This is a genomic window from Brevibacterium sp. 239c (assembly GCF_900169365.1).
In the GTDB taxonomy this organism is placed as follows: Bacteria; Actinomycetota; Actinomycetes; order Actinomycetales; family Brevibacteriaceae; genus Brevibacterium.
Genome location: NZ_FXZH01000013.1, coordinates 87,923 through 111,543 on the forward strand (window position 1 = coordinate 87,923; position 23,621 = coordinate 111,543).

21 protein-coding genes are annotated in these 23,621 nt (G+C 61.3%); 11 read left to right on the forward strand and 10 right to left on the reverse strand.

Annotated elements, in window-relative coordinates:
- Together BSP239C_RS12860 and BSP239C_RS12865 are read right to left on the reverse strand one after the other, a co-directional pair.
- Complete coding sequence (locus BSP239C_RS12860) at nt 1-1,626, reverse strand: amidohydrolase (RefSeq protein WP_101573481.1); 1,626 nt, start codon at nt 1,624-1,626, stop codon at nt 1-3.
- Between the two features lie 51 nt (nt 1,627-1,677).
- Nucleotides 1,678-3,000, reverse strand: coding sequence for an MFS transporter (locus tag BSP239C_RS12865; RefSeq protein ID WP_101573483.1), 1,323 nt, complete (start codon nt 2,998-3,000; stop codon nt 1,678-1,680).
- 158 nt (nt 3,001-3,158) lie between these two features.
- On the opposite strand from BSP239C_RS12865, the gene BSP239C_RS12870 reads away from it, so the two are divergent.
- The 10 genes from BSP239C_RS12870 (at nt 3,159) to BSP239C_RS12915 (ending at nt 15,535) form a co-directional block, all read left to right on the forward strand.
- Nucleotides 3,159-4,157, forward strand: coding sequence for a LysR family transcriptional regulator (locus tag BSP239C_RS12870; protein ID WP_101573485.1), 999 nt, complete (start codon nt 3,159-3,161; stop codon nt 4,155-4,157).
- Complete coding sequence (locus BSP239C_RS12875; protein WP_101573486.1) at nt 4,154-5,323, forward strand: pyridoxal phosphate-dependent aminotransferase; 1,170 nt, start codon at nt 4,154-4,156, stop codon at nt 5,321-5,323. The genes BSP239C_RS12870 and BSP239C_RS12875 overlap by 4 nt, the downstream gene beginning before the upstream one ends.
- Before the next feature lie 191 nt (nt 5,324-5,514).
- Entirely contained in the window at nt 5,515-7,368 is a 1,854-nt protein-coding gene (locus tag BSP239C_RS12880) for a CocE/NonD family hydrolase (RefSeq protein WP_101573488.1), read from the forward strand.
- Nucleotides 7,369-7,380: 12 nt separating this feature from the next.
- Nucleotides 7,381-8,448 (forward strand): DUF5937 family protein, encoded by a 1,068-nt coding sequence (locus BSP239C_RS12885; protein WP_101573490.1) that lies wholly within the window; start codon nt 7,381-7,383, stop codon nt 8,446-8,448.
- Between the two features lie 102 nt (nt 8,449-8,550).
- On the forward strand, nt 8,551-10,083 hold the full coding sequence (locus BSP239C_RS12890) for an AbgT family transporter (RefSeq protein ID WP_219618900.1): 1,533 nt from the start codon (nt 8,551-8,553) through the stop codon (nt 10,081-10,083).
- 141 nt (nt 10,084-10,224) lie between these two features.
- Nucleotides 10,225-10,908: an SDR family oxidoreductase gene (locus BSP239C_RS12895; RefSeq protein WP_101573494.1), complete on the forward strand. Its 684-nt coding sequence runs from the start codon at nt 10,225-10,227 to the stop codon at nt 10,906-10,908.
- 206 nt (nt 10,909-11,114) lie between these two features.
- Entirely contained in the window at nt 11,115-11,825 is a 711-nt protein-coding gene (locus BSP239C_RS12900; RefSeq protein ID WP_101573496.1) for a GntR family transcriptional regulator, read from the forward strand.
- The gene (gene solA, locus BSP239C_RS12905) at nt 11,812-12,963 is read left to right on the forward strand and encodes an N-methyl-L-tryptophan oxidase (RefSeq protein ID WP_257930200.1); all 1,152 of its coding nucleotides are present in this window, start codon (nt 11,812-11,814) and stop codon (nt 12,961-12,963) included. The genes BSP239C_RS12900 and solA overlap by 14 nt, the downstream gene beginning before the upstream one ends.
- Nucleotides 12,960-14,393: a sodium:solute symporter gene (locus BSP239C_RS12910; protein ID WP_101573498.1), complete on the forward strand. Its 1,434-nt coding sequence runs from the start codon at nt 12,960-12,962 to the stop codon at nt 14,391-14,393. The genes solA and BSP239C_RS12910 overlap by 4 nt, the downstream gene beginning before the upstream one ends.
- Nucleotides 14,390-15,535: an FAD-binding oxidoreductase gene (locus tag BSP239C_RS12915; protein ID WP_101573500.1), complete on the forward strand. Its 1,146-nt coding sequence runs from the start codon at nt 14,390-14,392 to the stop codon at nt 15,533-15,535. Before BSP239C_RS12910 ends, BSP239C_RS12915 begins: the two co-directional genes overlap by 4 nt.
- 38 nt (nt 15,536-15,573) lie before the next feature.
- Here BSP239C_RS12915 and BSP239C_RS12920 read toward each other — a convergent pair whose 3' ends face one another.
- The 4 genes from BSP239C_RS12920 to BSP239C_RS12935 all read right to left on the reverse strand — a co-directional run bounded on the left by BSP239C_RS12920 (nt 15,574) and on the right by BSP239C_RS12935 (nt 19,356).
- Nucleotides 15,574-16,710 (reverse strand): FAD-binding oxidoreductase, encoded by a 1,137-nt coding sequence (locus BSP239C_RS12920; protein WP_101573502.1) that lies wholly within the window; start codon nt 16,708-16,710, stop codon nt 15,574-15,576.
- Nucleotides 16,711-16,796: 86 nt separating this feature from the next.
- A complete protein-coding gene (locus BSP239C_RS12925; protein WP_101573504.1) occupies nt 16,797-17,588 on the reverse strand; it encodes an amino acid ABC transporter ATP-binding protein in 792 nt (263 codons plus the stop codon).
- Nucleotides 17,581-18,432, reverse strand: a complete 852-nt coding sequence (locus BSP239C_RS12930) for an amino acid ABC transporter permease (RefSeq protein ID WP_101573506.1) — start codon at nt 18,430-18,432, stop codon at nt 17,581-17,583. Before BSP239C_RS12930 ends, BSP239C_RS12925 begins: the two co-directional genes overlap by 8 nt.
- 6 nt (nt 18,433-18,438) lie before the next feature.
- Nucleotides 18,439-19,356: an ABC transporter substrate-binding protein gene (locus tag BSP239C_RS12935; RefSeq protein ID WP_180959019.1), complete on the reverse strand. Its 918-nt coding sequence runs from the start codon at nt 19,354-19,356 to the stop codon at nt 18,439-18,441.
- Between the two features lie 78 nt (nt 19,357-19,434).
- On the opposite strand from BSP239C_RS12935, the gene BSP239C_RS12940 reads away from it, so the two are divergent.
- Nucleotides 19,435-20,283, forward strand: a complete 849-nt coding sequence (locus tag BSP239C_RS12940; protein ID WP_101573510.1) for a MurR/RpiR family transcriptional regulator — start codon at nt 19,435-19,437, stop codon at nt 20,281-20,283.
- A gap of 4 nt (nt 20,284-20,287) precedes the next feature.
- Here the strand turns inward: BSP239C_RS12940 and BSP239C_RS12945 are convergent, their stop codons facing one another.
- The 4 genes from BSP239C_RS12945 to BSP239C_RS12960 all read right to left on the reverse strand — a co-directional run bounded on the left by BSP239C_RS12945 (nt 20,288) and on the right by BSP239C_RS12960 (nt 23,620).
- Entirely contained in the window at nt 20,288-20,917 is a 630-nt protein-coding gene (locus BSP239C_RS12945) for an RraA family protein (RefSeq protein WP_101573512.1), read from the reverse strand.
- The gene (locus BSP239C_RS12950) at nt 20,914-21,315 is read right to left on the reverse strand and encodes a RidA family protein (protein WP_101573516.1); all 402 of its coding nucleotides are present in this window, start codon (nt 21,313-21,315) and stop codon (nt 20,914-20,916) included. The genes BSP239C_RS12945 and BSP239C_RS12950 overlap by 4 nt, the downstream gene beginning before the upstream one ends.
- Complete coding sequence (locus BSP239C_RS12955; RefSeq protein ID WP_257930201.1) at nt 21,312-22,751, reverse strand: MFS transporter; 1,440 nt, start codon at nt 22,749-22,751, stop codon at nt 21,312-21,314. Before BSP239C_RS12955 ends, BSP239C_RS12950 begins: the two co-directional genes overlap by 4 nt.
- A gap of 230 nt (nt 22,752-22,981) precedes the next feature.
- Entirely contained in the window at nt 22,982-23,620 is a 639-nt protein-coding gene (locus BSP239C_RS12960) for a homing endonuclease associated repeat-containing protein (protein ID WP_257930202.1), read from the reverse strand.
- Between the last annotated feature and the right edge of the window lies 1 nt (nt 23,621).

Here is a 23,621-nt window from a genome sequence, read left to right on the forward strand (position 1 = left end):
TCATTGAGCCTCGCCGTGGAGCAGTTCACCGCCGATGACGGTCGCCGAGGAGGTGATCGTAGAGATCTCAGGAGAGTCAACGGAAAGGATGTCCTGGCTCAGGGAGACGAAGTCGGCGAGCTGTCCGACCTGCAGAGCCCCGACCTCGTTCTCCCGATCGACGGCATAGGCGGATCCATAGGTGTAGGCCCGAAGCGCCTCGGCAATCGTCACCTTCTCGCTGGGTGCGAAGTCCGCTCCCGAGGAGGTCTTCCGGTTGACGAGGTCGTGCATGGACGCGAAGGGGTTCGCATCGGAGACCGGCGAATCGGTCGAACCCGGCACGACGATTCCGGCATCGAGCAGGGACCTCATGCGATAGGTGCCCTGGGAGCGTTCGGCACCGATGGCGGAGAGGATCCCATCGCCGAATTCGGAGATGAAGACGCCCTGCGGGACGGGAATGACACCCAGATCGGCGGCGCGTTCGACCTGCTTATCGGTGGCGATCGCAAAGTGCTCGATGCGGTGTCTGACCGTCCTCGGTGAGTCCTCGACCGCGGCGGCGATTCCGTCGAGAGCATGGTCGATCGCCCGGTCACCGATGGCATGAGTGGCCACAGTCCAACCGGCCCGGTGGTAGGCCGGGATGATCGTCAGCAGCTCTTCGGGTTCGACGACCATGAGTCCTCGGTTCGCGTTCTCCCCGCAGTAGCATTCGTGCACGGCAGCGGACCGGCCGATGAGTGACCCGTCGGAGACGATCTTGACCGGGCCGAACCGCAGTCGTTCGTCGCCGAAGCCGGTACGAATACCCAGGTCGAGTGTCTTCATGCCATCGGCATTGAGCTCGAGTTCGTGAAGGACCTGGTGGAAGGGCATGACCGTCATGCGCGGTCGCAGCACGTTCTCGGCAATGGCCTTCTGGTAGATGTTGAGGACCGGGGAATTGATGCCTGTCGCTCCACCGACAAGGATCCCGGGCTCGGTGAGACTGGTCAGTCCGTACTCGAGCGACTGTTGGGAAGCCAGGCGCAGGGCATTGAGCGATTCCGCCTCGGTGACCTTTGCCGCTTCGAATTGGATCGGCTCACCGGCGGTCTCCTGCAGCAGACCTTCGGCACGTCCCTCACTGTCGCGAACGACCCGTCCGCCGGGGATGTCCGCGTAGTTCCGTCGCTCCGTGGCGCCGACGCGTTCGAACGCCGCTGTGTTCGCGACGATCATGTGATGCGAGACATGTTCGATGATCGCCGGGCGCCCACCGGTGACCTTGTCCAGACCCTCGGCAGTGGGATGTCCGCCAAGGCGGTTCTGATCGTAGCCGCTGCCCCGCACCCAGGCGCCGGCGGGCAGTGACTGCGCCTGCTTCGCCAATGCCGCATAGAGTTCGTCGAGGTTCGTGACCGCTGGGTAGCGCAGGTCGATGTTGGCGAGCTGTTCACCCGTGCCCATCGTGTGGTGGTGGGCGTCATGGAGACCAGGGATGACACGTGCGTCTCCGAAGCTGAACTCCTCCCTCGCGCTCAGACCGTCCACCTCGTCGATGGCGATGATTCGACCGTTGTGGACGGCGACGGTCTTCGCTTCTGGCCGTTGGGGATCACCAGTCCAAAAACGTCCGTGCCAGATGCTGTCGATCTTCATTCCTGCCTGCTTTCTTCGCTTGACGCACTGATGGCGCAGATTTCGAGTGAGTCAGACCGATGAGGTCTGTGCAGTCGTCGACTGCTGCCGGGACTTCGTTCGATACAGCCCGATGACCCCGACAATCGAGAGCACAACCTGGATGATGTAGAAGGCCATCACCGACCAAGGACTGTTTCCGGTCGAGTTGAGAAGCCATTGCGCGACGATCGGCGTGGACCCACCGAAGATCGTCGCGCAGAGCTGATAGGCCAAAGAGACTCCCGTATAGCGAATCCGTGCCGGGAAGGCATCGGATAGGGCGGTGGCAAGCATCGCATAGTACGCGGTCGCACCGATCGTGTTGATGACAAGGGTGATCGCCAGGAACAGTTCGTTCTTCGACTGGATCGCCATGAAGAACGGTGGGGTGACGATCAGGGTGAGGACGAGGCCACAGATGAGAATCGTCTGAATCCCATACTTCTCCGACAGTTTCGCGGCCACGGGTTGCCAGAGGAACTGAACGACTGCAGCGAGCAGGATGAGATTGAGGATGACCGTGCGATCCATGCCGAGGATCCCAGTCGTCCACGAGAGCATGAACGTGTTGTTGAAGTACGCCGAAGCGATTCCCACGATCGAGGCGAGGACGCCGAAGAATATGAAGAGGCCGGCAACGCTGAAGGCCTCGACCACGGGGACCTTCGGGGTCACGCCGGCAGCCTTCACCTCGGCGAATTCCTGAGATTCCTCGACCCGAGACCGGATCAGGAGGGCCACGATGACGAGAACTGCGGAGAACAGGAACGGGATTCGCCATCCCCAGGTCATGAACTGCTCGTCTGGGAGCAGACCCACGAGCATGAACGCAACCGTCGAGAGGATCGACCCGGCTGGTGAGCCCTGCTGCACCCAGGCTCCGGCGAATCCTCGTTTGTCCGAGCTCGAGTTCTCGGTCGCCAGGACGACCGCGCCTCCCCATTCGCCGCCCACCGCGAGTCCCTGGACGGCGCGGAGGACAACGAGGAGGATGGGCGCGGCGAGTCCGATCTGCCCGTAGGTGGGCAGGAGACCTATGCAGGTCGTAGCGATGCCCATCATGAGCAAGGTGACGATGAGAGTGTTCTTGCGTCCGATTCGGTCACCGAAGTGGCTGAAGATCAGACCGCCGATGGGGCGAGCGAGGAACCCGACCCAGAAGGTGGCGAAGGAGGCGAGCAGCCCCGATCCTTGCGCCAGGTCAGGGTAGAACACGGTGCTGAAGACGAGGGCGGCGGCCGTGCCGAAGGCAAAGAAGTCATACCATTCGATGGCGGTGCCGACGAAGGCGCCGGCGATCGACCGTTTCTGACGCTGCTGGGCACTCTGGGCAGTCTGAGCTGTCGCTGACATGGGTGGTGGTCTCCGTTGACGAATGGCTGAGTGAACATGCGAATGGCTGAGTGAACATGCGAATGGCTAAGTCAATGCACGTTGGACAGCCCCACTCTAGGGTCAACCCTTCCATACACTCCAATACTAATTACTGAGGATTGTGATAACTTCCGTGCATGGATATTGCTGCATGCGACAGTTTCCTCGCGGTCTTCGACACCGGCACCGCCACCGCAGCCGCGACGCAACGGTTCATTTCCCAACCGGCGCTCTCCCGCCAGATCCACGCGCTGGAGAACCGCTGTCGCACCGCTTTGTTCATCCGCTCGAAGACCGGAATGAAACCCACCCACGCGGCACGCCAACTCGAGCCGGTCTTCCGACGACTTATCGAGGAGGTGCGAACAGCTGAGTCGGCGATCTCGACCTTCAGCCAGGAGCGGGTTCCCCTCTCGATCGTGTGCCCGACCATGGTCGCCGAAGGTGTGATCCTTCCCTTTGTCGCCGATTCGAGAACCGAGGTGGCCAATATCGTCGAACGTTCCACCAACACGATCTTCGACGCTCTGGCTCGGCGCGAGGCCGATCTCGCTCTTGCCCCAGCAGTCCCGCCTCCGGAATTCACGTCACGAATGATCTACCGGATCCCCTTCACAGTCCAGGTCCCAGAGTCCTCGCAGCTGGCCGAGCGTGATTCGCTCGATATCCGCGAACTCGACTCTCTGCCGGTGATCGTGCCGGACAAGTCCAATGGCACACGGATCGACCTCGACCGACAGCTGTCTCGCGCACACGTCAACTACCGTCCGCTGCAGGATGTCTCTCGTGCTCACATTGGCCAGGCTATGGTCAAAGCCGGGAAAGGGGTCGTCATCACGGTCGATCCGCCCAAATACGGTCTTGTCGCACTCACGCTCACCGACGGCGATTCCCCGCTGTCGATGGAAGAGTGGGCCGCTTGGCCGTCTGAACATTATGCGGAAGACTCCATCAACCATTTCATCGATGCGCTCCTTGACTGGATGCAGACCAGGCCGCTGTTCGACAACTTGGACTTCTCACCTTCTGCCCGGGCCGAGCCGGATCGTGAGGAATCGGACGCGGGAGACCAGCGCCCGGAGGTCAAGATACCGTTGCAAGCACCGAAGCCTGCAGAAGGAAGAGTGACCCAATGATCAACGACTACCGCCGCATCGCCCCGATGGCCGCGAACTACCCGGCCTCGAATATCCGCAAGATGTTCAATCTGGCACTGGACTACCCCGATGCTGTGAAGCTGACGGTCGGCGAGCCCGACTTCAATACTCCCGACCACATCAAAGCCGCCGGCATCCGCGGGATCGAGCACAATCAGACTCGGTACGTGGCCAACGCCGGGATCCCACCGCTGCGCACAGCGATCGCGGCGAAGTACGCGGGCCGGTGGAATCGTGAAGTGACCGCCGACAACGTCATGGTCTCCTTCGGTGCGATGGAGGCGCTGATCTTCGCCCTCGACGTCGCCGTCTCCCCTGGTGAGGAGGTGATTATCCCAGATCCCAGCTTTCCGAACTACGTGGGACAGATCCACCGCCTCGGCGGAGCTGCGGTCCCGGTGCCGGTTCGTGAGGACGCGGGGTTCAAACTTCGCGCCGACGATATCCGTGGCGCGATCAGCGATAAGACCGCGGCGATCATCATCAACAGCCCGTCGAATCCCCTGGGGTCGGTCATGGACCGGGCTGAGTTGGAGACCATCGCCGATCTGGCCGAGGAGTTCGGCTTCACGGTCATCTCCGACGAGGTCTATGACCAGATCACCTTCGACGATGCCCAGTTCACCTCCATCGCCGAGGTGCGACCCGGCTTCGATCGGTTCCTCGTCGTCAACAGCTTCTCGAAGACCTATGCAATGACCGGGTGGCGCTGCGGTTTCGTCATCGGGTCGGTCGATCTCATCGCACCGATGGCCTTTCTCCAGGAGGGAATCACCTCGAGCCTGCCCGGATTCGTGCAGGAGGCGGCACTCGCTGCGATCGAAGGTCCACAGACCGACGTCGACATGATGGTGCAGTCCTATGCGCGGCGCCGCGACCTGATCACCGAACGCATTGCGGCCATCGACGGAATCAGCATGCTCCGCCCCGAGGCCACGTTCTACGCCTTCGCCAACATCAAGGACTGGGGACTGACCTCGTGGGAGGCGGCCACCGCACTGCTCGAGAACCATGGGCTGGCGACCATTCCCGGTTCGGCGTTCGGCGAGCAGGGCGAGGGGTACCTGCGGCTGACGTTCTCCGTGTCTCCGGAAACCATTGAGATTGCATGCGACCGGCTGGCGGAGTTCGCCGCGTCCCGGTGATCTCGACCGTATGGTGCGGTTGCAGATCTACGGTGCCGGTGAGGATCAGTTCGCTTCGCCTTGGAGCGGGTCTCCTCCGGCACTCACACTGTCCCTGCCGTCGTCGGTTCCCAGCTATCTTCACCGGTTCTGGTTGGCAGAAGGTTGTCAATGCTGTCTGCCAGGCGCTCTGATATTTCTACGATGTGAGCATGACTGAAGATCTTCCCGTGCCATGTATTGCGTTCCAGGTTCAGATGCGCGACGGCATCACTCTGGCAACAGACGTGTACGGTATCCCGGACGACGATCGCGCGCTGCCGGTAGTGCTCGAGCGCACCCCTTACGGGAGGCGCTCCATTCGGACCTCCGATGCCATCGCCCTGAACACTCCGGTGCCCCTGCCCGAGGCCACCGCGGCCCGATTCGTCGCATCCGGATTCATCCTTGTGCGTCAGGACACCCGTGGGCGCGGCGATTCGGGTGGCGTATTCGAGAAGTACGTCAACGAGTCGGATGATGGTGAGGACACTCTCGGGTGGCTTTCCTCTCAGCCGTGGTGCGACGGACGTGTGGGAATGATGGGAGTCTCCTACTCGGCGCACGTGCAGACCGCGGTTGCGGCGCGTGGGCCCGAAGCGCTCATGGCGATGATTCTCGACTCAGGCGGTTTCACGAGTGCGTTCGAAGCAGGCATTCGCTACGGCGGAGCGTTCGAGCTGAAACAGGCTACGTGGGCGGTTCGTCATGCGCTCAAGAGCGTCGAACGACGTTCGGAGCAGCAACGCGCGGAGCTTGAAGCCGTCGATGTTCGCGCCTGGTTCGATCGCATGCCGAACGACCCGTGGCGGCCAGGTCATTCTCCGGTCGCTGCCGCACCGGAGTACGAGTCCGCTTTGTTCGACCAGTGGCGTCGTGACGTCCTCGACGACGGTTGGCGCAGTGAGGCCGTCTATACCCGCGATTCTGGTGACCGTTTCCCAACCGTGCCAACGATGGCCATCGGCAGCTGGTATGACCCATATGTGCGCTCGATGATCGAGCTGTTTCAGCAGCAGTCCACTCGGGGCGCCGATGCCCGCCTCATCATGGGTCCATGGCTGCACGGAATGCGCACACAGACCCGATCTGGCGATGTCGAGTTTGGTCCTGTGGCCGCCTGGGATCAAGCTTTCAACCAGGATTACACTCACTCGCGGATCGCGTGGATGCATGCAGCTGCCAAGGGCACTCGAAATGATAAGCCCGCCGTCACGGCGTTCGTGATGGGTGGCGGATCTGGAGGCAGAAACGCAGAAGGACGCCTCCTCCACGGCGGGCAGTGGCATCGGTGGACAGCCTGGCCGCCGGCCACGGCTCAACGGATCTCGCTGATGCTCGGTGCCGACGGAACGCTCACGCGTGAGACCAGGGCAAAGGGCTCGGTCGAGCTGGTGGCTGACCCCGTGGCCCCAGTTCCGACCCTCGGCGGTCAGGTCACCTCGGGGGCTCCGGTGATGACTGGTGGCGGATTCGACCAGTCCGAGATCGGCGAACGCGAGGATGTGCTGGTGTATCGCAGCACGCCTCTCGATGAAGCCGTCACGGTTGCCGGTCGAGTGAGACTGCACATCGTCCTCGTCGCCTCCACACCTGACCTCGACGTTTCGGTCAAGCTCATCGACGAACATCCCCCCAGCCAGGAATGGCCGCATGGTTTCGCACTCAACGTGTGTGACGGCATCCTACGCGCACGCTATCGAAGAGGATACGAGGAGAAGGTGCCGCTTGATATCGGCGAGGAGACGGAACTCGTCGTCGATCTGCCCGATACTGCCAACCTCTTCGCCGCCGGCCACAGAATCCGGGTCGACATCGCCGGCAGCAACTTCCCACATTTCGATATCAACCCCAATCACGGGGGACCCCCGTGGGAGCTGCCTCATCTGTTCGCTCGATCCACGGTCGTCCTCGACGGTCGTACCCGGCTCGAAATCGACACCGTGCCCTGCTCTGACGGGTTGCCGGTTGGATACCCGCTCGATGCTGCATCGTCTGCAGTCGACGTCGAGACAAGCGCCTCATAGTAGCGTAGGCCCATGCCCATCACCCTCGATCTGACGGACACGACGCCAGCTGACATCGTCGTGCAGCCATCGCCGCTGCTCGAGTTCATGGCGGCCATGCATGCGTTCACTGAACACGACCATCACCCCGAACATCAATCGGTCGCCGCGCAGCTGCAGACAGGTCTTGGTGACGAATTGGTCGAGCGAGCGCACTACTATTCGCCGCTGTGGTCTCGGTTTCGCTGCCGGTTGTTCTTCGTGCGAGGTATTGGATTGGCCTCATTCGAAGCACAGGTCGCCGACGTCAGGGCAATGTCCGATCAAGGCTTTGCCGAGCTTGCCGCCGAAGGCATCCTCGGCATGGGACGCACCGTCGATCACGTGGAGCTGCTGGCTGAGCCCGAGGCCTTCGTCAACACCTGTCGCAGGCGGTCCTCGGCTCGTGCCGAACTTGCCGAGCGCCTCGTCGAGGATGTCGCCGATTTCCGCGAGCAGCTGCTACTCTTCCTCGAACGTGCATGGGACGCGGCGGTGCGCAATGTGTGGACGCGTTCGGCTCCGACCTTGGCGGCGACGGCCGAACGCATTCGCCTCCAGCTTGATGATGACGTCATCCAGACAGTGGCCCGGCTCAGCCCGACCGCCGCTGTCATCGGCAACAGTTCGCGCATTCGGTTCGACAAGCTCGACACGATCAATTTCTCGGTACACGACGCGCCACTGGTACTTGTGCCTTCGGTGATGCACGCGCCGCATCTGACGATCAAGCGCGCACCCAAAGGCGAGTTGGCCATCATCTTCCCCGGCGGAGCCGGCCAAGATGAGCTCTCCCTTGATCAGCTGCGCCAACGCCTGCAGTGCTTCGGGTCACCGTTGCGCATGGGAATTCTGCGGCACCTGTTGGGCGAGCCGCTCTCGAGCAGCGAGCTTTCCCTGAGATTGGGCATCGAAGCCACTCAGGTCTCACGCGCGCTTTCGCGACTGAGATCGAGCGGCATAATCGTCTCCGAGCGAACTGGTGGGGTGATCAGCCATCACGCAGATGTTGAGGCCATCCGCCGCCTTGGTCTCGACGTACTTGCGACGATCATGCGCTGATTGACACATTTGAGCCAATGACCTCCGATAGCGGCATCGCATGGTGAAGAATCGTGCGCAGATCGCAACGGAGGGACTCAAAGACTCATGGTGACACAATCGGTGAAACGACCCGAACACACAACACAACTCGATCGGTTCCTGACCGGCGTCGAACGTGCAGGCAATGCGCTGCCGCACCCGTTCTGGCTGTTCTGGATTCTACTGGTCATCGTCGCGGTGCTCTCAGCGGTTCTGTCGGAACTGGGTGTCGAGGTTGTCGACCCGGCCACGGGCGAGTCAGTCGGCGTCCGCAACGCGCTCACGATCAATTCTCTGCGCGACATGTTCCTCGGCGCCGAGGATTCGTTCATGTCATTCGGACCGTTCGCGACCGTCGTGATCGTGATGCTCGGCGTTGCGGTCTCGGAACGGTCGGGGCTGTTCGAAGCGATCGCACGACGTTCTCTGGCAAACGTGTCCCCGAGGTACGTCACACTCGTGGTCGCTCTTGGTGGTGTGCTCGGCAAATTCCTATCGGACTCGGCCTATGTCGTCCTCATTCCGCTCGGTGCGATCGCCTTCAGAGCGGTGGGCCGCTCACCACTCATGGGAATGATCGTCGCCTTCGTTTCCATCAACGCAGCCGGTGACGCCAATCCGCTCATCGCTCCAGGTGATATCGTCTTCGCACGCTTGGCGACCGAAGCCGCACAGTTGATCGACCCGAACGTGACGGTCCGCCCCACGGACAACATGTTCTTCACCACCGTGTCGGCATTCGTCCTTGCCATCACAATCACGCTTGTGGTCGAGCTCCTGCTGCGCCGCCGGGAGTCGACGCTGGAGGTCGATGCGGATTCCTCGCTGGAGAGTCTTCAGGTATCCACTGGTGTCACTGAGACTGTTGAGACGACAGCTTTGCGCCGCACGGGTCTTGCCGCGCTAGGTTTCGCGCTTGTCCTCGTGTCTTTGCTCGTCTGGTCCGGTTCGCCGTTGCGCGGACCCGAAGGCGAGTTCCTTGATTCGCCATTCATGAACGGCATTGCTTTCGTCTTTCTGGTGTTCTTCCTGCTCGTCGGCTTCGTCTATGCTCGTTCCGTCGGACGGATCAAGGACTCGGCTTCGATACCCGGCTTCATGGCCGAAGGGCTGGGGTCGATCACACCGCTCATCGTTCTCTTCTTCGCTGTCTCGCAATTCATCGCAGTCTTCGAATACACGAACATGTCGACGATTGCGGCGGTGTCGGGAGCCGAAGGCATCGGACGTCTCGGTCTGCCCCCGATCGCACTGTTCCCGATCATCTTGCTGCTGGTGGCGGTGATGAACCTGGTCATCACGTCGGGGCAGGCACTGTGGTCGCTCGTCGCTCCGATCTTGGTGCCGATGCTCATGTTGGTCGCGATCGAACCACAGACGACGATGGCCCTGTATCGAATCTCCGATTCAGTCACGAACTCGATCACACCGATGTCCAGCTCGTTCGTCCTCTGCGTCGGCTACCTGCAGACGCTGAATAAGAAGGCCGGCATCGGAACCCTCGTGTCATTCACCCTGCCCATCGCCACTGTGATGATGATTGTCTGGTTCGCGCTGTTCATTGCCTGGTACCTGATCGGCATTCCCTTGGGGCCGGGCGCTCCGGTGCGATGACGCGATCAGGTCGTTGTGCCGAGGACGAATATTTGCCGTGCCGCACTTGTTCCCGTGATGGGTGTTGCGAAAGTGCACTGGCGATAGGCTGGCTGCATATTCGAGATCACAGACACGCACCCAACTGTTCGAGAGGCAGACATGTCGACAATCACCATCATCGGCGGCCACGGAAAAATCGCGTTCCTTGCGGCACCGCTGCTCAGCAAGGCCGGCCACACGGTTCGTTCGGTCATCCGCAAGGACGAACAGTCGGCCGATATCGAGGCCGCGAACGCGACGCCGATCGTCGCCGATGTCGAAGAGCTCGACACCGATGCCATCGCCGAGGTGCTGGCCGGCAGTGACGCTGTCGTCTGGTCTGCGGGCGCGGGCGGAAGCGGTGAGGACCGCACCTGGGCGATGGATCGCGACGCTGCCATTCGTGTGATGGACGCCGCCCAGAAATCAGGCACCCGCCGATTCGTGATGGTGTCCTACTTCAATTCCCGCCTCGTCGACGGCGAGGTTCCCGGTGTTGAGAAGGACGATGGAATGTATGCCTACTACAACGCGAAGTCGCAGGCAGACGAGCACCTGCGCACGAAGACCGACCTCGACTGGACGGTCCTCGGCCCCTCGGTCCTGACCCTGGAACCCGCGACGCAGACGATCACTGTGGACAGCTCCGAGGAAACCCGCGATCTGGAAGTGCCCTCGACGTCTCGGGAGAACGTCGCCTATGTCATCGACGCGGCCATTGCCGAGCCCGCGAGCTTCGGCAAGACGCTCAATTTCCACGACGGTGACACTCCGGTCGCCGAGGCGGTCACTCAGGGAGTCTGAGCTCTGACAGCACTCCGGTCACCTGCCACATCAGCGCACAGTGACAGGGCAAGCGGTGTGACGACGTCCGATCGAGTCCCTCCTCCATTGCCGCGATCCCCACGTTTGGCCCACCCCAGTACCAACAGCCAGGAATCCTCGCCTGCTTTTAAAGTAATTACATTCGATCTATTGCAATGACATAGATCGGTGATTAGGGTCACAGTATGGCCGCAGCGAAGCACGTGGAAATCCGCGAGAGCATTGAATCCGACATCCATCGCGGAATCTATGAAGTCGGTCAGAAGCTTCCCACCGAACGCGAGATCATGGACCGCTTCGGCGTCAGTCGAAACCCGGTGCAGAAAGCAATGAGCGCGCTCGTCGAAGCTGGCTTGGTGACCAGACGCCGGGGTGCAGGCACGGTCGTCGCCTCCGCGGGCCTGAGGAGCAATCTGCTCCGAATGATGGACCCCACACTCACAAGCCCAGAAGTGGACGGCGATCATCGCGTCCTCAACGTGCAGGTCTCTTCTGCCGAGTCCTTCGATCTGAGCCGGTCCGTGTTCGATCACGGACAACCCACAGCTTTATTGACTCGTTTGAAGTTGAGCAACGATGGGCGTCCTCTGGCCCTCGAGAGATGCGTCATCGATTTGGTGCAGGTTCCCGAACTGCTCTCACAGAATCTTGAGGCGCTGACGACCATCGCCTATTACAACTCACTGGGTCTGCGGGTGCGCCGCGCCAACACCGTACTCACAGCTGTCCACCTGAATGCGGCTGATGCCGGGTCCTTGGACGTTTCGATGAAGGAACCAGTGATTCGGCAGGAGCGAACGACGCATCTGAATGATGAGTCCGTCGTCGAAGTTGCCGAATTCCTCATCCATCCACACAACATGACACTGGAGGTCAGCCAAATTGACAACAGCTGAGAAGCAGAAGATCGCCGTCATCGGAGCCGGGATCATTGGCACGATGTCGGCATGGCAACTGGCCAAACGGGGATTCGATGTCACCGTGTTCGAACAATGGAACTCTCCCAATGACCGCGGAGCCTCCGCCGGTGAATCCCGCATCTTCCGAACCATCTACAAAGAGGGACCCCAGTACGTTCCGATCCTCAAGAAGTCACGCGACATGTGGCAGGAGTTGGAACACAACCAGTCCTCGCAGGTGCTGCAGATGTGCGGCGGGCTGATGGTCGGTCACCCTGATCAGGCAGATGTGGCCGCCGTGATCTCATGTGCACAGGCAGCCGATCTCGACCATCGGGTCCTCAATGCCACCGAAATGTCAGCAGAGTTCCCACAGTACCGACTCGACGACGATGAGGTCGGGGTCTTCGATCCAGCCTCAGGTGTCTTTCGTCCAGAGGCCGCCGTCCTGTCCGCCCGCAAGGAAGCCGAACGCCTCGGCGCCGTTTTCCATCCGTATACTCGCGCGCTCAACATTCGCAGCCACAGCACCGCTGTCATGATCGACACTCAGAACGGCGCCCAGGCCTTCGACAAGGTCGTGGTGTCGACAGGACCATGGGCAAATGAACTGACGGGCTTTGACCATAAGGTCCTCACACCTCAACGCTTGGTCGCACTCTGGTTCCCGGCCAGGGACGTTCCGCTGCACGCTCCCGAGAACATGCCGGTCTCCATCCGACGCCACGCCGAAGGCGGATTCTCCTGCTTCCCGACCCTCGACGGATTATCCGTGAAAATCTTGCCCCATCACCTGGCCTGGACGGAACTCGACACCGTCGAGGATCTGCCCCGGTTCATCGAACCCGATTTCGTCAGGGCCGCAGAACACGCTGTGGCCCGCCTGATGCCGGGACTCGAACCGATTCCGATCCGTGTCTCGACGTGGACCGAAGGCTTCACCGTCGATGAGACACCGATCCTCGGCCCGATCGATGCCGATCCCCGCATCATCCTTGCCGTCGGCATGTCCGGCCAGGGATTCAAGTTCTCTCCCATGATGGGATCCATCGTCACCGACATGGTGGAATCGGGCAGATCGGCCGACACTCTCGCGGCCATGGACGCGAACCGATTCGAGGGGAGCCGATCATGAACCTGGGTACTACCCTCCTCATCTCTCTCACCGCTGCCCTTGTCATCGGCATCGGCGCGTTCATCTCCTTCAGCGTCGCGAAGAAGGCGAAGTCCAATGACTCCTGGGTCGTCGGAGGCCGGAACCTCCCGCTCTACGTCATCGCTTTCACGCAATATGCCACGGCAGTCGGTGGCGGTGTCCTCGTCGCCCACGTTGGAATCGCCTACGCTTGGGGCTTCTCCGTCTTCTGGTACGAATTGTTCGTCGTCGTGGGCATGCTCATCATTTCGCTGTTTGCAGGATGGCTGCGCCGTCGCACCTTCTCCACCATCCCCGAGGTGTTCACCAAGCTCTACGGCGAACATCGACTCATGCTCACCCTCGTCGCACTCGCAGTGATCGTGGTGCCGTTCGGTTGGCTCGCCACCCAGTTCATCGCGTTCGCGAACCTCTTCAACGCGGTGACCGGCATCGGAATGACGCCGCTGATCATCATCATGGCCATCGTCAGCATCGCCTTCGTCCTTCCTGGAGGACTGACCTCGGTGGCCTGGTCGGACTTCTTCTTCGGCGTGTTCATGGTCATCGCCTCGATTGTGGTCGGTATCTACGCCATCGTCCGCGCCGGGGGTCCCACGACCATTGTGGAGAACCTGCCTTCCGATCTGATCACCATGCCCACGGGTCTGACCGCGGCAGGCGGAATGACGATTCTTCTCTGGCTTTTCGCTATTCTTCCCGGCACGCTGACGAATCAGCTCTACTATCAGCGGATCTTCGCGGCGAACAGTGTGAAGCAGGCGCGCCAGGGAATCTATCTCAGCAGTGCTCTCATCGCAGTCTCCGGCGTCTATGCCCTCATCATCGGCCTGTCGGTGCGCAGCATGACCGACCAATTCGGCGTCGACGGCAGAGAGCAGGCTGCAGGCTGGTTCCTGTCCGAACTTCCCCTGTGGCTGATCGCGATCTATGGTGCATTCCTCATGGCGACGATCGTGTCGACGACTGGTTCGGCGCTGCATTCCGTCGTCGTCAATCTGGTCAGCGATCTGAGGCCCGCATTTGTGAAGAAGAAGGACACTGCATCAGACCTCGTGAAAGTATCGCGGTGGGCAACAGTGGCGGTGTCCGCCCTGGCCGCGGCCCTATCCATCGCTTATCCGACCGCGTTGAACTGGCTTGTCGCCACCTACGCGTATTCCGCCGCCATGTTGGCTGTTCCATTCCTCTTCGGAATGGTGTTGGCCCGTCGCTGGATTGTCCACGTGTCGGTCGGCTATATCTCGATGCTCGTCGGCCTCCTGGCCTGTGCGATCTCGCAGATCGCAGCCACCACGATTCCCTACGCCGTCTTCGGCATCGTGGGAAGCTTCGTTGCCTACCTCGTCATGCTCGCCATCAGGAGACCACAACCCAGAACCGCCAATATTCAAGGAGTCACCTCATGAGAACACTCGTCATCGGTGCAGGAGTCCTGGGGCTCGTCACTGCATGGAACCTGCAGAAGGACGGTCACGATGTGACCATCGTCGACAAGGTCGGAAAGTACGCGGGAGCCAGCCATCGATCATTTGCTTGGATAAATGCGAACCACAAGCTCCCGGAGTCCTATCACCGCCTCAACGCTGCAGGCGTCGAGGCGCACGAGCGACTCCAGGAGGAGCTGGCGGAACATGGCTCGTGGTTCCACCAGCTCGGATGCATTCTGTCCGATTCCACGCAAGACGCGGGTGAGAACTACGCCGCCCGAGCTCAGGAATCACAAGAGTTCGGGTACCCGGTCGAGACCGTCGATCGTATCCGCCTCCAGGAGCTCGAGCCGAAGATCGATTGGCCGGTGGGCTCGGCACTCTTCTTCCCTAAAGACGGGCACTTGGACAACTTCACATTCGGCGATGTGATTCACAATCTGCTTGCGCAGGCCGGCATCGACATCCTCGTTCGTGAGGTGGAAAGCGTCGGCACGACTTCGTCGGCCGCGCAGGTGGCATTCGTCGATGGAAGCACCGATTCGTTCGATCAAGTGGTCATAGCCGCAGGTGCAGAGTCCGGACCCATCGCGCAGCGTTCGGGCATGACCCTGCCGGTCGCTCCGTTGGATTCCCCCGGGCCGCGCACGCACAGTCTCCTCGGAATCACCACCCCCACCGAGGTGGAGCTCGGTCGCGTCGTCATCTCCGACCGCATCAATGTTCGTCCCCGAAGCGACGGCAGCATGTTCGTCCAGATCCCTCCGGTCGAGCACCGGACACAGGAGGGCGAAAGTCCGGAACTGCTCGACGAGATCCGCACGGTGATGGAGACGTCCCTGCACGAGCTCTTCGGAACCGCTGTCCCCGTGGATGAAGTGATCTTCAGCGGTCGCAGCTTCCCAGAGGATGGACTGAGCATCGTCGGCTACCTCGATGACGCTCACCGGGTCTATTCGCTGGTCACTCACAGCGGCATGACCTTGGGCCCACTGCTGGGACGGTTGGTCGCCAATGAGCTCAACGGCGGGCAGGAAGAGCTGCTCGATGAGTTCCGCCCGTCCCGGTTCCGCGACGGGGTCGTTCACGAGGACAGAGACGACTTCATCGGGAAACAGTAGTCAGGAAGCAGCAGAGCGCCTCCGGCGCGGCGTTGACGTCAGGGACGCTCGAATCGTCGAAGCGAGAACGGTTCCAGCTCCCTTGGCTTCTCGCCGGTGGTCAGCCACCGGGCTACAAGAGTTCCCACTGCCGGCGAAATTGCGAAACCGTGGCCGCTCCATCCCGTGCTGAAAAGGACACCGGGGTTGCCGGGCACGGTGTCGATGATTGGTATTCCATCGACACAAAGCGAATCGGCCCGCGACGCATCTGTCATGACGATCTGTGCATCGGCGAATTCTGAGAACAGATCCGCTGCATCGTCAACCGACATCTGGGCTGTCTCATCGCGGGGATGCCCTTCGTCCGCGGCGTAGTCCCATTCCCCGGTGCGCCCTCCGGAGAGCATGACCTGACCGTCGCCGATCGTCTTCGCAGCGAATGGCAGAGAATGGTGGGAGAGAAGGTGGGAGAACGTGAACCCTGACTTGGTCCGCACTGGAGTCATCTGGGGATTGAACCGGGTGACCGGCAGATCGAGTCCGAACGATTCGCGCAACAGCGTGCGTGAGTAGCTGTTGGCAGTGACCAAGACGTGAGCACCATGGTGCACGTCCCCACCCGCCATGGTCACCGCATACCGGTCACCGTCGGCGGCGATGGCGACGACTTCTTCGTTCTCACGCACAGCTGCACCGAGGCGCGCAGCTGCGGCAGCATAGCCGCGAGTCACCTGGGTGTGGTCACCCACCCCATCTTTGGGGCAATGGATGGCCCCGGCCACGGAGGACGCGGCTCCCGGCTCAAGTTCGTCCAAGCCTGCCCGGTCGAGGAGTTCAGTGGGGATTCCAAACGAGGACTGGACTGCGATCCTGGTTTCGATCTCCTCGCGCAGACTCTGGTCGCCCAGATCATCTTCATCCAACAATTCGAGGCCGCCGAGGCGCTGGTAACCGGGGTCGATCGAGAGTTCAGTATTGATATCCGGCCACAGGTCATATGCCAGGGCCATGAGTGGGAGTTCGCGAATATCGCGGTTGTTGGCGCGTACTCCTCGGAATCCGACTCCGCCCGAGGCGCCGGAAGCGATCTGCTTCCGTTCGAGAAGAAGGACGCGTGCACCCGTTTTGGCCAGGTAGTAGCTGGCCGCACTTCCGTGGACGCCGGCACCGATGACAATGTGGTCGAATTCCATATTCGTTTCTCTTTCTTTGAAGGTTGGCTGGTGAGGAGCTGCGACTATGCCCCTCTGCCGCGGAGAACTGCGTACGACCGCTGGGATCAGTGGATACGCGAGATGAACTGCCGGGTGCGTGCTTCGACAGGGTTCTCAAGCACGGATGTCGGGTCGCCGGTCTCGACGATCTTTCCGTCGGCCATGAATACAACGACATCGGCGACCTCTCGTGCGAAGCTGAGTTCGTGGGTGACCACCAGCATCGTCATTCCTGATGCAGCGAGTTTCTTCATGACGACAAGAACGTCATCGACCAGCTCAGGGTCGAGCGCCGAGGTGGGCTCATCAAAGAGCATGACTTGTGGATCCAGCGCCAACGCTCGGGCGATCGCCACTCTCTGCTGTTGGCCCCCGGACAGCGACGACGGATAGGCATCGCCCTTCTCCCCCAACCCGACACGGGCCAGGAGGTCATCAGCGGTAGTCGTGGCCTCGGTGCGCGAGCGCTTGAGGACGTGAGTCTGGGAGAAGGTCACGTTCTCTCTCACCGTCATATGCGGAAAGAGGTTGAACTGCTGGAAGACCATACCCACCGCACGCCGCTGCTTCGCAGCCGCATACTCGGATAGCTTATGGAGTCCGTCCTTCTCACGCCGGTAGCCGATGTACTGTCCCGCCGTTTTGATTGAGCCGGAATCGATGGGCTCAAGATGGTTCACACAGTTGAGCAGTGTGCTCTTGCCTGATCCCGAGGGTCCGATGATGCACACAACCTGTCCCTTCTCGACCTGAAGTGAGACATCCTTGAGCACTTCGTTTGAGCCGAATGACTTCGATACCCGGCTGATGTCAACGAGGGGAGTGTGGGCGTTCCTGCTCGATCCGACGTCATCCACGGTTGTAGTGTTTTTCAATGTAATGCTGTCCAATCGAGAGTAATGAAACAATGACCAGGTACCACAGGGTTGCGACTATGAGCAGTGGAATGGTCTCGAAGTTTCGCGAGTAGATGAGTTGGGCCGAGTACAGGAGATCTGCCAGCGCGATCGTTGACACCAATGCCGTGTTCTTCACCATCGAAATCAGCTCATTGCCGACCGGTGGAATGATCACGCGCATGGCCTGCGGGAAGATGATCCTGAAGAATGAGAGCATCGGGGTCATGCCCTGTGCCTTGGCCGCACGCCGCTGGCCATCAGGCACTGAGTTGATTCCGGCTCGCATGACCTCGCCGGTGTAGGCCGCCTGGCTGAGACCGAACCCCAAGATCGCTGCGCTCCACGGTGTGATGATGTCGTTGGTATTCCAAGCGAAGAGCTCCGGGCCGAAGGGAATGCCGACGACGATCGAGCGATACAGCGCCGCGAAGTTGAACCAGAAGATCAGCTGTACGAGCTGTGGAATGCTGCGGAAGAACCAGGTATAGAGCCAACTCACCGACTGCAGGACCACGTTGTCGGAGAGCCTCATCACTGCCAGAACGACACCGAGGATGATGCCGATGGACATAGCCACCGCGGTCAACAGCACCGTCCTCCCCAGTCCTTCCAAGATCTGAATGTTGAAGAAGTACTGTGCGACGACGGGCCATCCGAAGTTTTCGTTTCCGAATACGGAAACGGCAGCGAACATCGCGATCACCACGAGGAGGCCGGCGAATACCCACGACAGTCGTGTTTTTCGACGATGGATGGCCAGCGGTTCCGGGAGTGTCTTCTGTGGAGTCTGAACTGAAGTCATGGCCGCCTATTGGTCCTTTACCTCGGGATTGACGACAGCCTCATCGATGATGCTGTCGGGGATTCCCCACTTGTTCATGATCTTTTCGTAGGTTCCGTCCTCGATGAGGGCGTTCACGGCGTCAGCATAGGACTGGGAGAATTCGGAGTCCTTCGACAGCGCCCCGCCCAATGGGTACGGCTGAAGATGGTGGCCCACGATGTCGGCTTTGCCCTTGCTGACCTTGACGAAGTAGTTCATCGACGTCGAACCGCTCCAGCTGACGTCGGCACGGCCACTGAGCATCGCGAGATTGGCCTTCGTCCCATCGTCGTAGACCTGGATTGCTATGGGCTCCTTGCCTTCGGTGGTGCATTTCTTCGTCTGCTCTTCGGCGAATTCCTGTTGCCGAGAGCCACGTGTGATGCCGATCTTCATTCCGCAGAGTGCACTGATGTCCGGAACTACCGTGTCGGTATCGCTGGGAGCTGCGAAGGCCTGATTACCCAGCCCCGTCGCGACCTGATCGATCTTCTTCATACGTTCGCTCGTGACACCGATCTGGCCGAAGGCAATGTCGTAACGCTGAGCCTGCAGTCCAGGGATGATCGAATCGAAGCTGATCTCGGAGAATTCCGGGTTCAGGTCGAGCTTGTCCGTCGCAGCTTTGGCCACATCGACCTCCCATCCCACCAGGTTGCCGAATTCATCTTGAAATACGTCGGGTGCGCTTCCCACTGCAACGGCAATGTTCAGTGTCCCCTTGTCCTCGATCGAATCAGGGAGGTCTCGGACGAGCTCTTTGTCAGCACTGACGTCGAAGGTCTGTTTCGGCACCGGATTGTCTTCCACGCCGATGCCGCAGGAACTGAGCAGAATACCGGAGAGGACAATGATCGATCCCACCGAAAGCTGACGCTTGAGGGTAATCGACGGTAGTTTCAAGGTACCTCCTCGGCTGGTGGGCACCGTTGCTCACCGGGTAATGTAGTAGAACATACATCAAGAACGGCGCGTGTATCAATGGTTACATCGGAATCCTTTTCGACCCGGGTCACCCGGCTCGCCGGAGCGCTGACGCCAAATCAGCTCAAGGCAGCCCGATATTTTCGGCAGAACGCCACTATGACGCTTACTTCCTCGACGAGTCTCATAGCGAGCAAGGTCGGGGTCAGCACCGCCTCGGTGATTCGAACCGCCCAGTCTTTGGGGTATGCAGGTTTTCCCGAGCTCAAGCAGGCCCTCGCCGACGAGCTCAGCGACACCGGCACGGAACCTCGCAAGCTCATCGGGCGCCGGGTCAGCGCTCGCCAAGCGGGACGCAACAGTCTGATGTCGGTGATTGAGGATTCGATCACCACCCTGGAAGAAGCGACCACGACGATCGACCGGACCGTCTGGGATGAGGCGGTGGGAGCGCTGGCAGGGGCGTCCGAAACCTTCACCTACGGCGTCGAGGAAGCAGGACATCTCGCCGAGATCTTCGCTCATCACATGCGAACATTCGGCTTCAAGGCTCAGGCCAACCGGCACACGGGCCGCTCTTTGGCACCGTTCGTGACTTCTCTTGGGGCCGACGACTGTATTGTGCTCTTCGCGCCGCTGCGTGTCTTCCCGGAGATCAAGGAGATCTTCGCCTATGCGAAGGACCGCAGCATTCGAACGATCCTTGTCACGGAGATCGTCGACACCTCGTTCGCAAACGACGATTCGCTCGTGCTGGCAACACCGAGCACCGTTCTCACCGACACGGAGAACATCATGGCACCGCTGGTCGTTGCGTATTCGCTTGCCCACGATGTCGCCAACCGCAGTTCCTCAAGCTCGATGGATGCCTACAACGAGATGGTCGAACGCCGCGAACGTCTCTGAACGCCTATCCCGGCAGCAGCTCCCGCAGATCCTCGCCCGCCGCGATCCTCGCCAACAGCGCCGACTCGCCACGATCGGAGGCCAACGCCGCCTGAAGGATTTCGTCCCCTGGCCCTGCCGGCGGAAGAACCAGCACACCCTGACGATCGCCGAGCACCAGATCACCTGGGCTGACCATGACGCCGTCGATCTCGACCACACAATCGAGGGCGTCATCGCCGAGGCGACCGGTGCGTTTCGTCGTCCGTGCGATCAGCCCCGTGGCGAAGACCGGCAACCGGTCCTGCACGTCGTGCAGTGCACACACGTCGGTGACGGGACCATCGACGACGATGCCTGCGGCACCCTGCGCGATCGCTGCAGCCGCAGTGACCGCCCCGACCGGGGCGTGGATACCGCTTGCGACCCGAATGACGAGGACGTCACCTGGGTTCAGTCCGTGCAGTGCCCGATTGACGGCGAGCGCATCGGGTTCGCGCAGGTCAAGAGTTCGAGCCGGACCGACCACCTGCGCTCCCGCGTTGATCGGGACCATGCGCGGCGTGCAGAACCCTTCCTCGAGGAAGTGACCGAGCGTCGGCAACTCGACCTCCCGGAGCGCCTCGATCAATTCAGCTGGGATCGCAGCACTCATGCAGCCCCACCCTTGGCTTCGGACATGTCTCCCACAACCGCCACGCATTCGACCTCGAGGGAGATGTCCCAGATGGAGACGCACACAGTTGTCCGCGCCGGCTTCGCCTCTCCGAAGAAGTCGGCATAGACACGGTTGAATGGCTCCCGCTGTTCAGGCGCGGTCAGGTATGCGTTGACCTTGACGACCTGCTCGATCCCGCTCCCAGCGGTTTCCAGGACCGATCGCAGGTTGCTCAAACACGTTCTCACCTGGTCTTCGAACGCTTCTGGGGTGACACCGTCGGCGCCGAAGGGCACCTGACCTGTGGTGAAGACGAACCCATTGGCGACCACAGCCTGTGAGTACGGACCGATGCTCGGGGCCAGACCTGGCGCGGTCTCGATGCGACGGATCATCTGTTCTCCACCCCCACCTCGGTGACGGCCTCAGGCTTGGCCCCCACCTCGACGGACGTGCCGCTATCGACTCTCGCCTCGGCGGTATCCGCCTGGTCGATGCTCTGCAGACGGTTTTCGGTGAGCAGGAACAGGGCGATGAGGGACAGGACGGCGGAGCCGGCGATGTACCAGGCCATCGAGTCGGACTGACCGGTGACGTCGAGCAGCCACACGGTGATCGCGGGGGTGATGGCCGAGCCCAGCAGGCCCGAGAGCATGTAGGACACGGACAGCCCGGAGTAGCGGATCTTTGCGCCGAAGAGCTCGGCGAGGAAGGTCGCGATCGGGCCGTAGTTCGCGCAGAATGCGATCATCATCAGCCCGTAGGCGAGGAAGACTGCGGCGGCGCTTCCGGTGTTGATGAGCCAGAAGAACGGAAAGGCGAGGATCACTTCGCCGGCGATTCCTGCGGCGATGATGGGGCGCCGTCCGACCTTGTCGGAGAGACGGCCGAAGACCGGGATGAAGATGAGTCCGACGATGCAGGCGACGAGGACGACCCAGAGCATGAAGTTGCTCGACAGCCCCTTCTCCTGGGTGCCGTAGTTGACGCCGGAGGCGACCATGAGCGTGAAGGTCGACCCGGTCGACAGGGTGGCGATGCCGCCGAGGATAACGGGCTTCCAGTAGTGGCGCATGAGGTGAGCAAAAGGCAGTTTGGCCTTCGCTCCCTGTTCGCGGACCTGCTGGAAGCTCGGGGTCTCTTCGATGTTGAGGCGGATGTAGATGCCGACGGCGACTAGCAGGACGGAGGCGATGAACGGAACCCTCCAGCCCCAGGAGACGAGCGCTTCCTCGGACACGAGACCGGTGACGATGAGGAAGGCGAGGTTGGCCAGCAGCGTCCCCACGGGGACTCCCACCTGGACCATCGACCCGTACCAGCCTCGACGCTCCTCGGGTGCGTGTTCGACGGTCATGAGAACCGCTCCGCCCCATTCGCCGCCGAGTGCCAGTCCTTGGATGATGCGCAGGGTGAGCAGGATGAAGGGTGCGGCGATGCCGATCGTGTTGAAGTCGGGCACCAAGCCGATGGCCAGGGTCGCACCACCCATGACGAGGAGGGAGACGAGCAGCATCGACTTGCGCCCGAGGCGGTCGCCGAAGTGTCCGAACAGGACCGCTCCCACCGTGCGCGCCAGGTAGGCTGCGGCGAAGGTGAGGAACGCGAGGATCGTACCCAAAGCCGGTGAGAGCTCAGGAAAGAACACCTGATTGAACACCAGCGCCGAGGCGGTGCCGAAGAGGAACAGGTCGTACCATTCCACGGTGGTGCCGATGACGCTGGCGGTCGCGATCTTGCGCATCTTCGCGCGATCGAGGCGAGCGCTGGCGGCTGTGCCGACGCCCGGGCTGTCGACGGATCCGTCGTCGGTGCGAGTTGGCGAACTCATGGTGGTGCCTCCAGAAGTGCAGATGAAGAGGGTTGAAAGTGACTGTCATCACTCTTCCCTGTGCGCACTTCGGCGACAATGAAATTTCACACCAGTGTCGTTGCCGAAATTGTGTATTTGCACATTTGCGGTGTTGGGCCGCCCTTGTGCCATCGGCTACTCGAACCTGCAGGACCACTCCACCTGCACCGCGCTTTTGCAGGTTCGGGTAGCCGATGGCGACCGGCTGCTCAGCTGATGGCGGCGAGCGCCTTGTTCCAACTGCCGTAGAACTTCCGTACCGCCGCGGCCGAGGGCACCTCGTTCTTGTGCTCGGCGGCGTATTCGCCGTAGGCCTTGTAGGTGGCGCCGACGCCTCGGGATTCGCAGTCGCTCGCGAACTCGGCGATCGCCTTCTCATAGGCAGCGGCGTCGAAGCGCAGCTGACCCTTTGCGCGGCCGACTGTGCTCGTGGCCAGCCCGGCGGCCTTGAGCGCCTCGTTCCAGGAGCCGAAGCGCTGTACTGCGGTCTGGCTGGTCGGCGGCCACACGCTGGCTCCCTTGGTCGAGGCGACACCGAGTTCTGCAAGAACTGCGGTGCGCTGCTTCTCGTATTTCGCCGCGGTCAGGGAGGGCACATCGGCGCAGGTGCGCACGCCCGCCAGGGAGGAGGCCACCTCGGCGAGGGCCTTCTTCACCTGTCGCTCGGCCTGCATCTGCGTACGGAGTGCGACCTCAACCTCGGCGAGGATCTCCTGGTCAGCGGGGCGAAGCGCGGCTGCAGACGAAGCGCCGGGAGTGAGTTCAGCACCTCGGGCGGCCAGATGGAGCAGCGCCCCGATGAGCGCGGGGGACGCGGTATGGGATTTCTCGGTGCCGGAGTCAGTCATC

What these genes read in the sequence shown, in the direction of transcription:
- BSP239C_RS12860 (WP_101573481.1), bottom strand. Translation starts at nt 1,626, where the DNA reads ATGAAGATCGACAGCATCTGGCACGGACGTTTTTGGACTGGTGATCCC.
- BSP239C_RS12865 (WP_101573483.1), bottom strand. Translation starts at nt 3,000, where the DNA reads ATGTCAGCGACAGCTCAGACTGCCCAGAGTGCCCAGCAGCGTCAGAAA.
- BSP239C_RS12870 (WP_101573485.1), top strand. Translation starts at nt 3,159, where the DNA reads ATGGATATTGCTGCATGCGACAGTTTCCTCGCGGTCTTCGACACCGGC.
- BSP239C_RS12875 (WP_101573486.1), top strand. Translation starts at nt 4,154, where the DNA reads ATGATCAACGACTACCGCCGCATCGCCCCGATGGCCGCGAACTACCCG.
- BSP239C_RS12880 (WP_101573488.1), top strand. Translation starts at nt 5,515, where the DNA reads ATGACTGAAGATCTTCCCGTGCCATGTATTGCGTTCCAGGTTCAGATG.
- BSP239C_RS12885 (WP_101573490.1), top strand. Translation starts at nt 7,381, where the DNA reads ATGCCCATCACCCTCGATCTGACGGACACGACGCCAGCTGACATCGTC.
- BSP239C_RS12895 (WP_101573494.1), top strand. Translation starts at nt 10,225, where the DNA reads ATGTCGACAATCACCATCATCGGCGGCCACGGAAAAATCGCGTTCCTT.
- BSP239C_RS12900 (WP_101573496.1), top strand. Translation starts at nt 11,115, where the DNA reads ATGGCCGCAGCGAAGCACGTGGAAATCCGCGAGAGCATTGAATCCGAC.
- BSP239C_RS12910 (WP_101573498.1), top strand. Translation starts at nt 12,960, where the DNA reads ATGAACCTGGGTACTACCCTCCTCATCTCTCTCACCGCTGCCCTTGTC.
- BSP239C_RS12915 (WP_101573500.1), top strand. Translation starts at nt 14,390, where the DNA reads ATGAGAACACTCGTCATCGGTGCAGGAGTCCTGGGGCTCGTCACTGCA.
- BSP239C_RS12920 (WP_101573502.1), bottom strand. Translation starts at nt 16,710, where the DNA reads ATGGAATTCGACCACATTGTCATCGGTGCCGGCGTCCACGGAAGTGCG.
- BSP239C_RS12930 (WP_101573506.1), bottom strand. Translation starts at nt 18,432, where the DNA reads ATGACTTCAGTTCAGACTCCACAGAAGACACTCCCGGAACCGCTGGCC.
- BSP239C_RS12940 (WP_101573510.1), top strand. Translation starts at nt 19,435, where the DNA reads ATGGTTACATCGGAATCCTTTTCGACCCGGGTCACCCGGCTCGCCGGA.
- BSP239C_RS12945 (WP_101573512.1), bottom strand. Translation starts at nt 20,917, where the DNA reads ATGAGTGCTGCGATCCCAGCTGAATTGATCGAGGCGCTCCGGGAGGTC.
- BSP239C_RS12950 (WP_101573516.1), bottom strand. Translation starts at nt 21,315, where the DNA reads ATGATCCGTCGCATCGAGACCGCGCCAGGTCTGGCCCCGAGCATCGGT.
- BSP239C_RS12955 (WP_257930201.1), bottom strand. Translation starts at nt 22,751, where the DNA reads ATGAGTTCGCCAACTCGCACCGACGACGGATCCGTCGACAGCCCGGGC.
- BSP239C_RS12960 (WP_257930202.1), bottom strand. Translation starts at nt 23,620, where the DNA reads ATGACTGACTCCGGCACCGAGAAATCCCATACCGCGTCCCCCGCGCTC.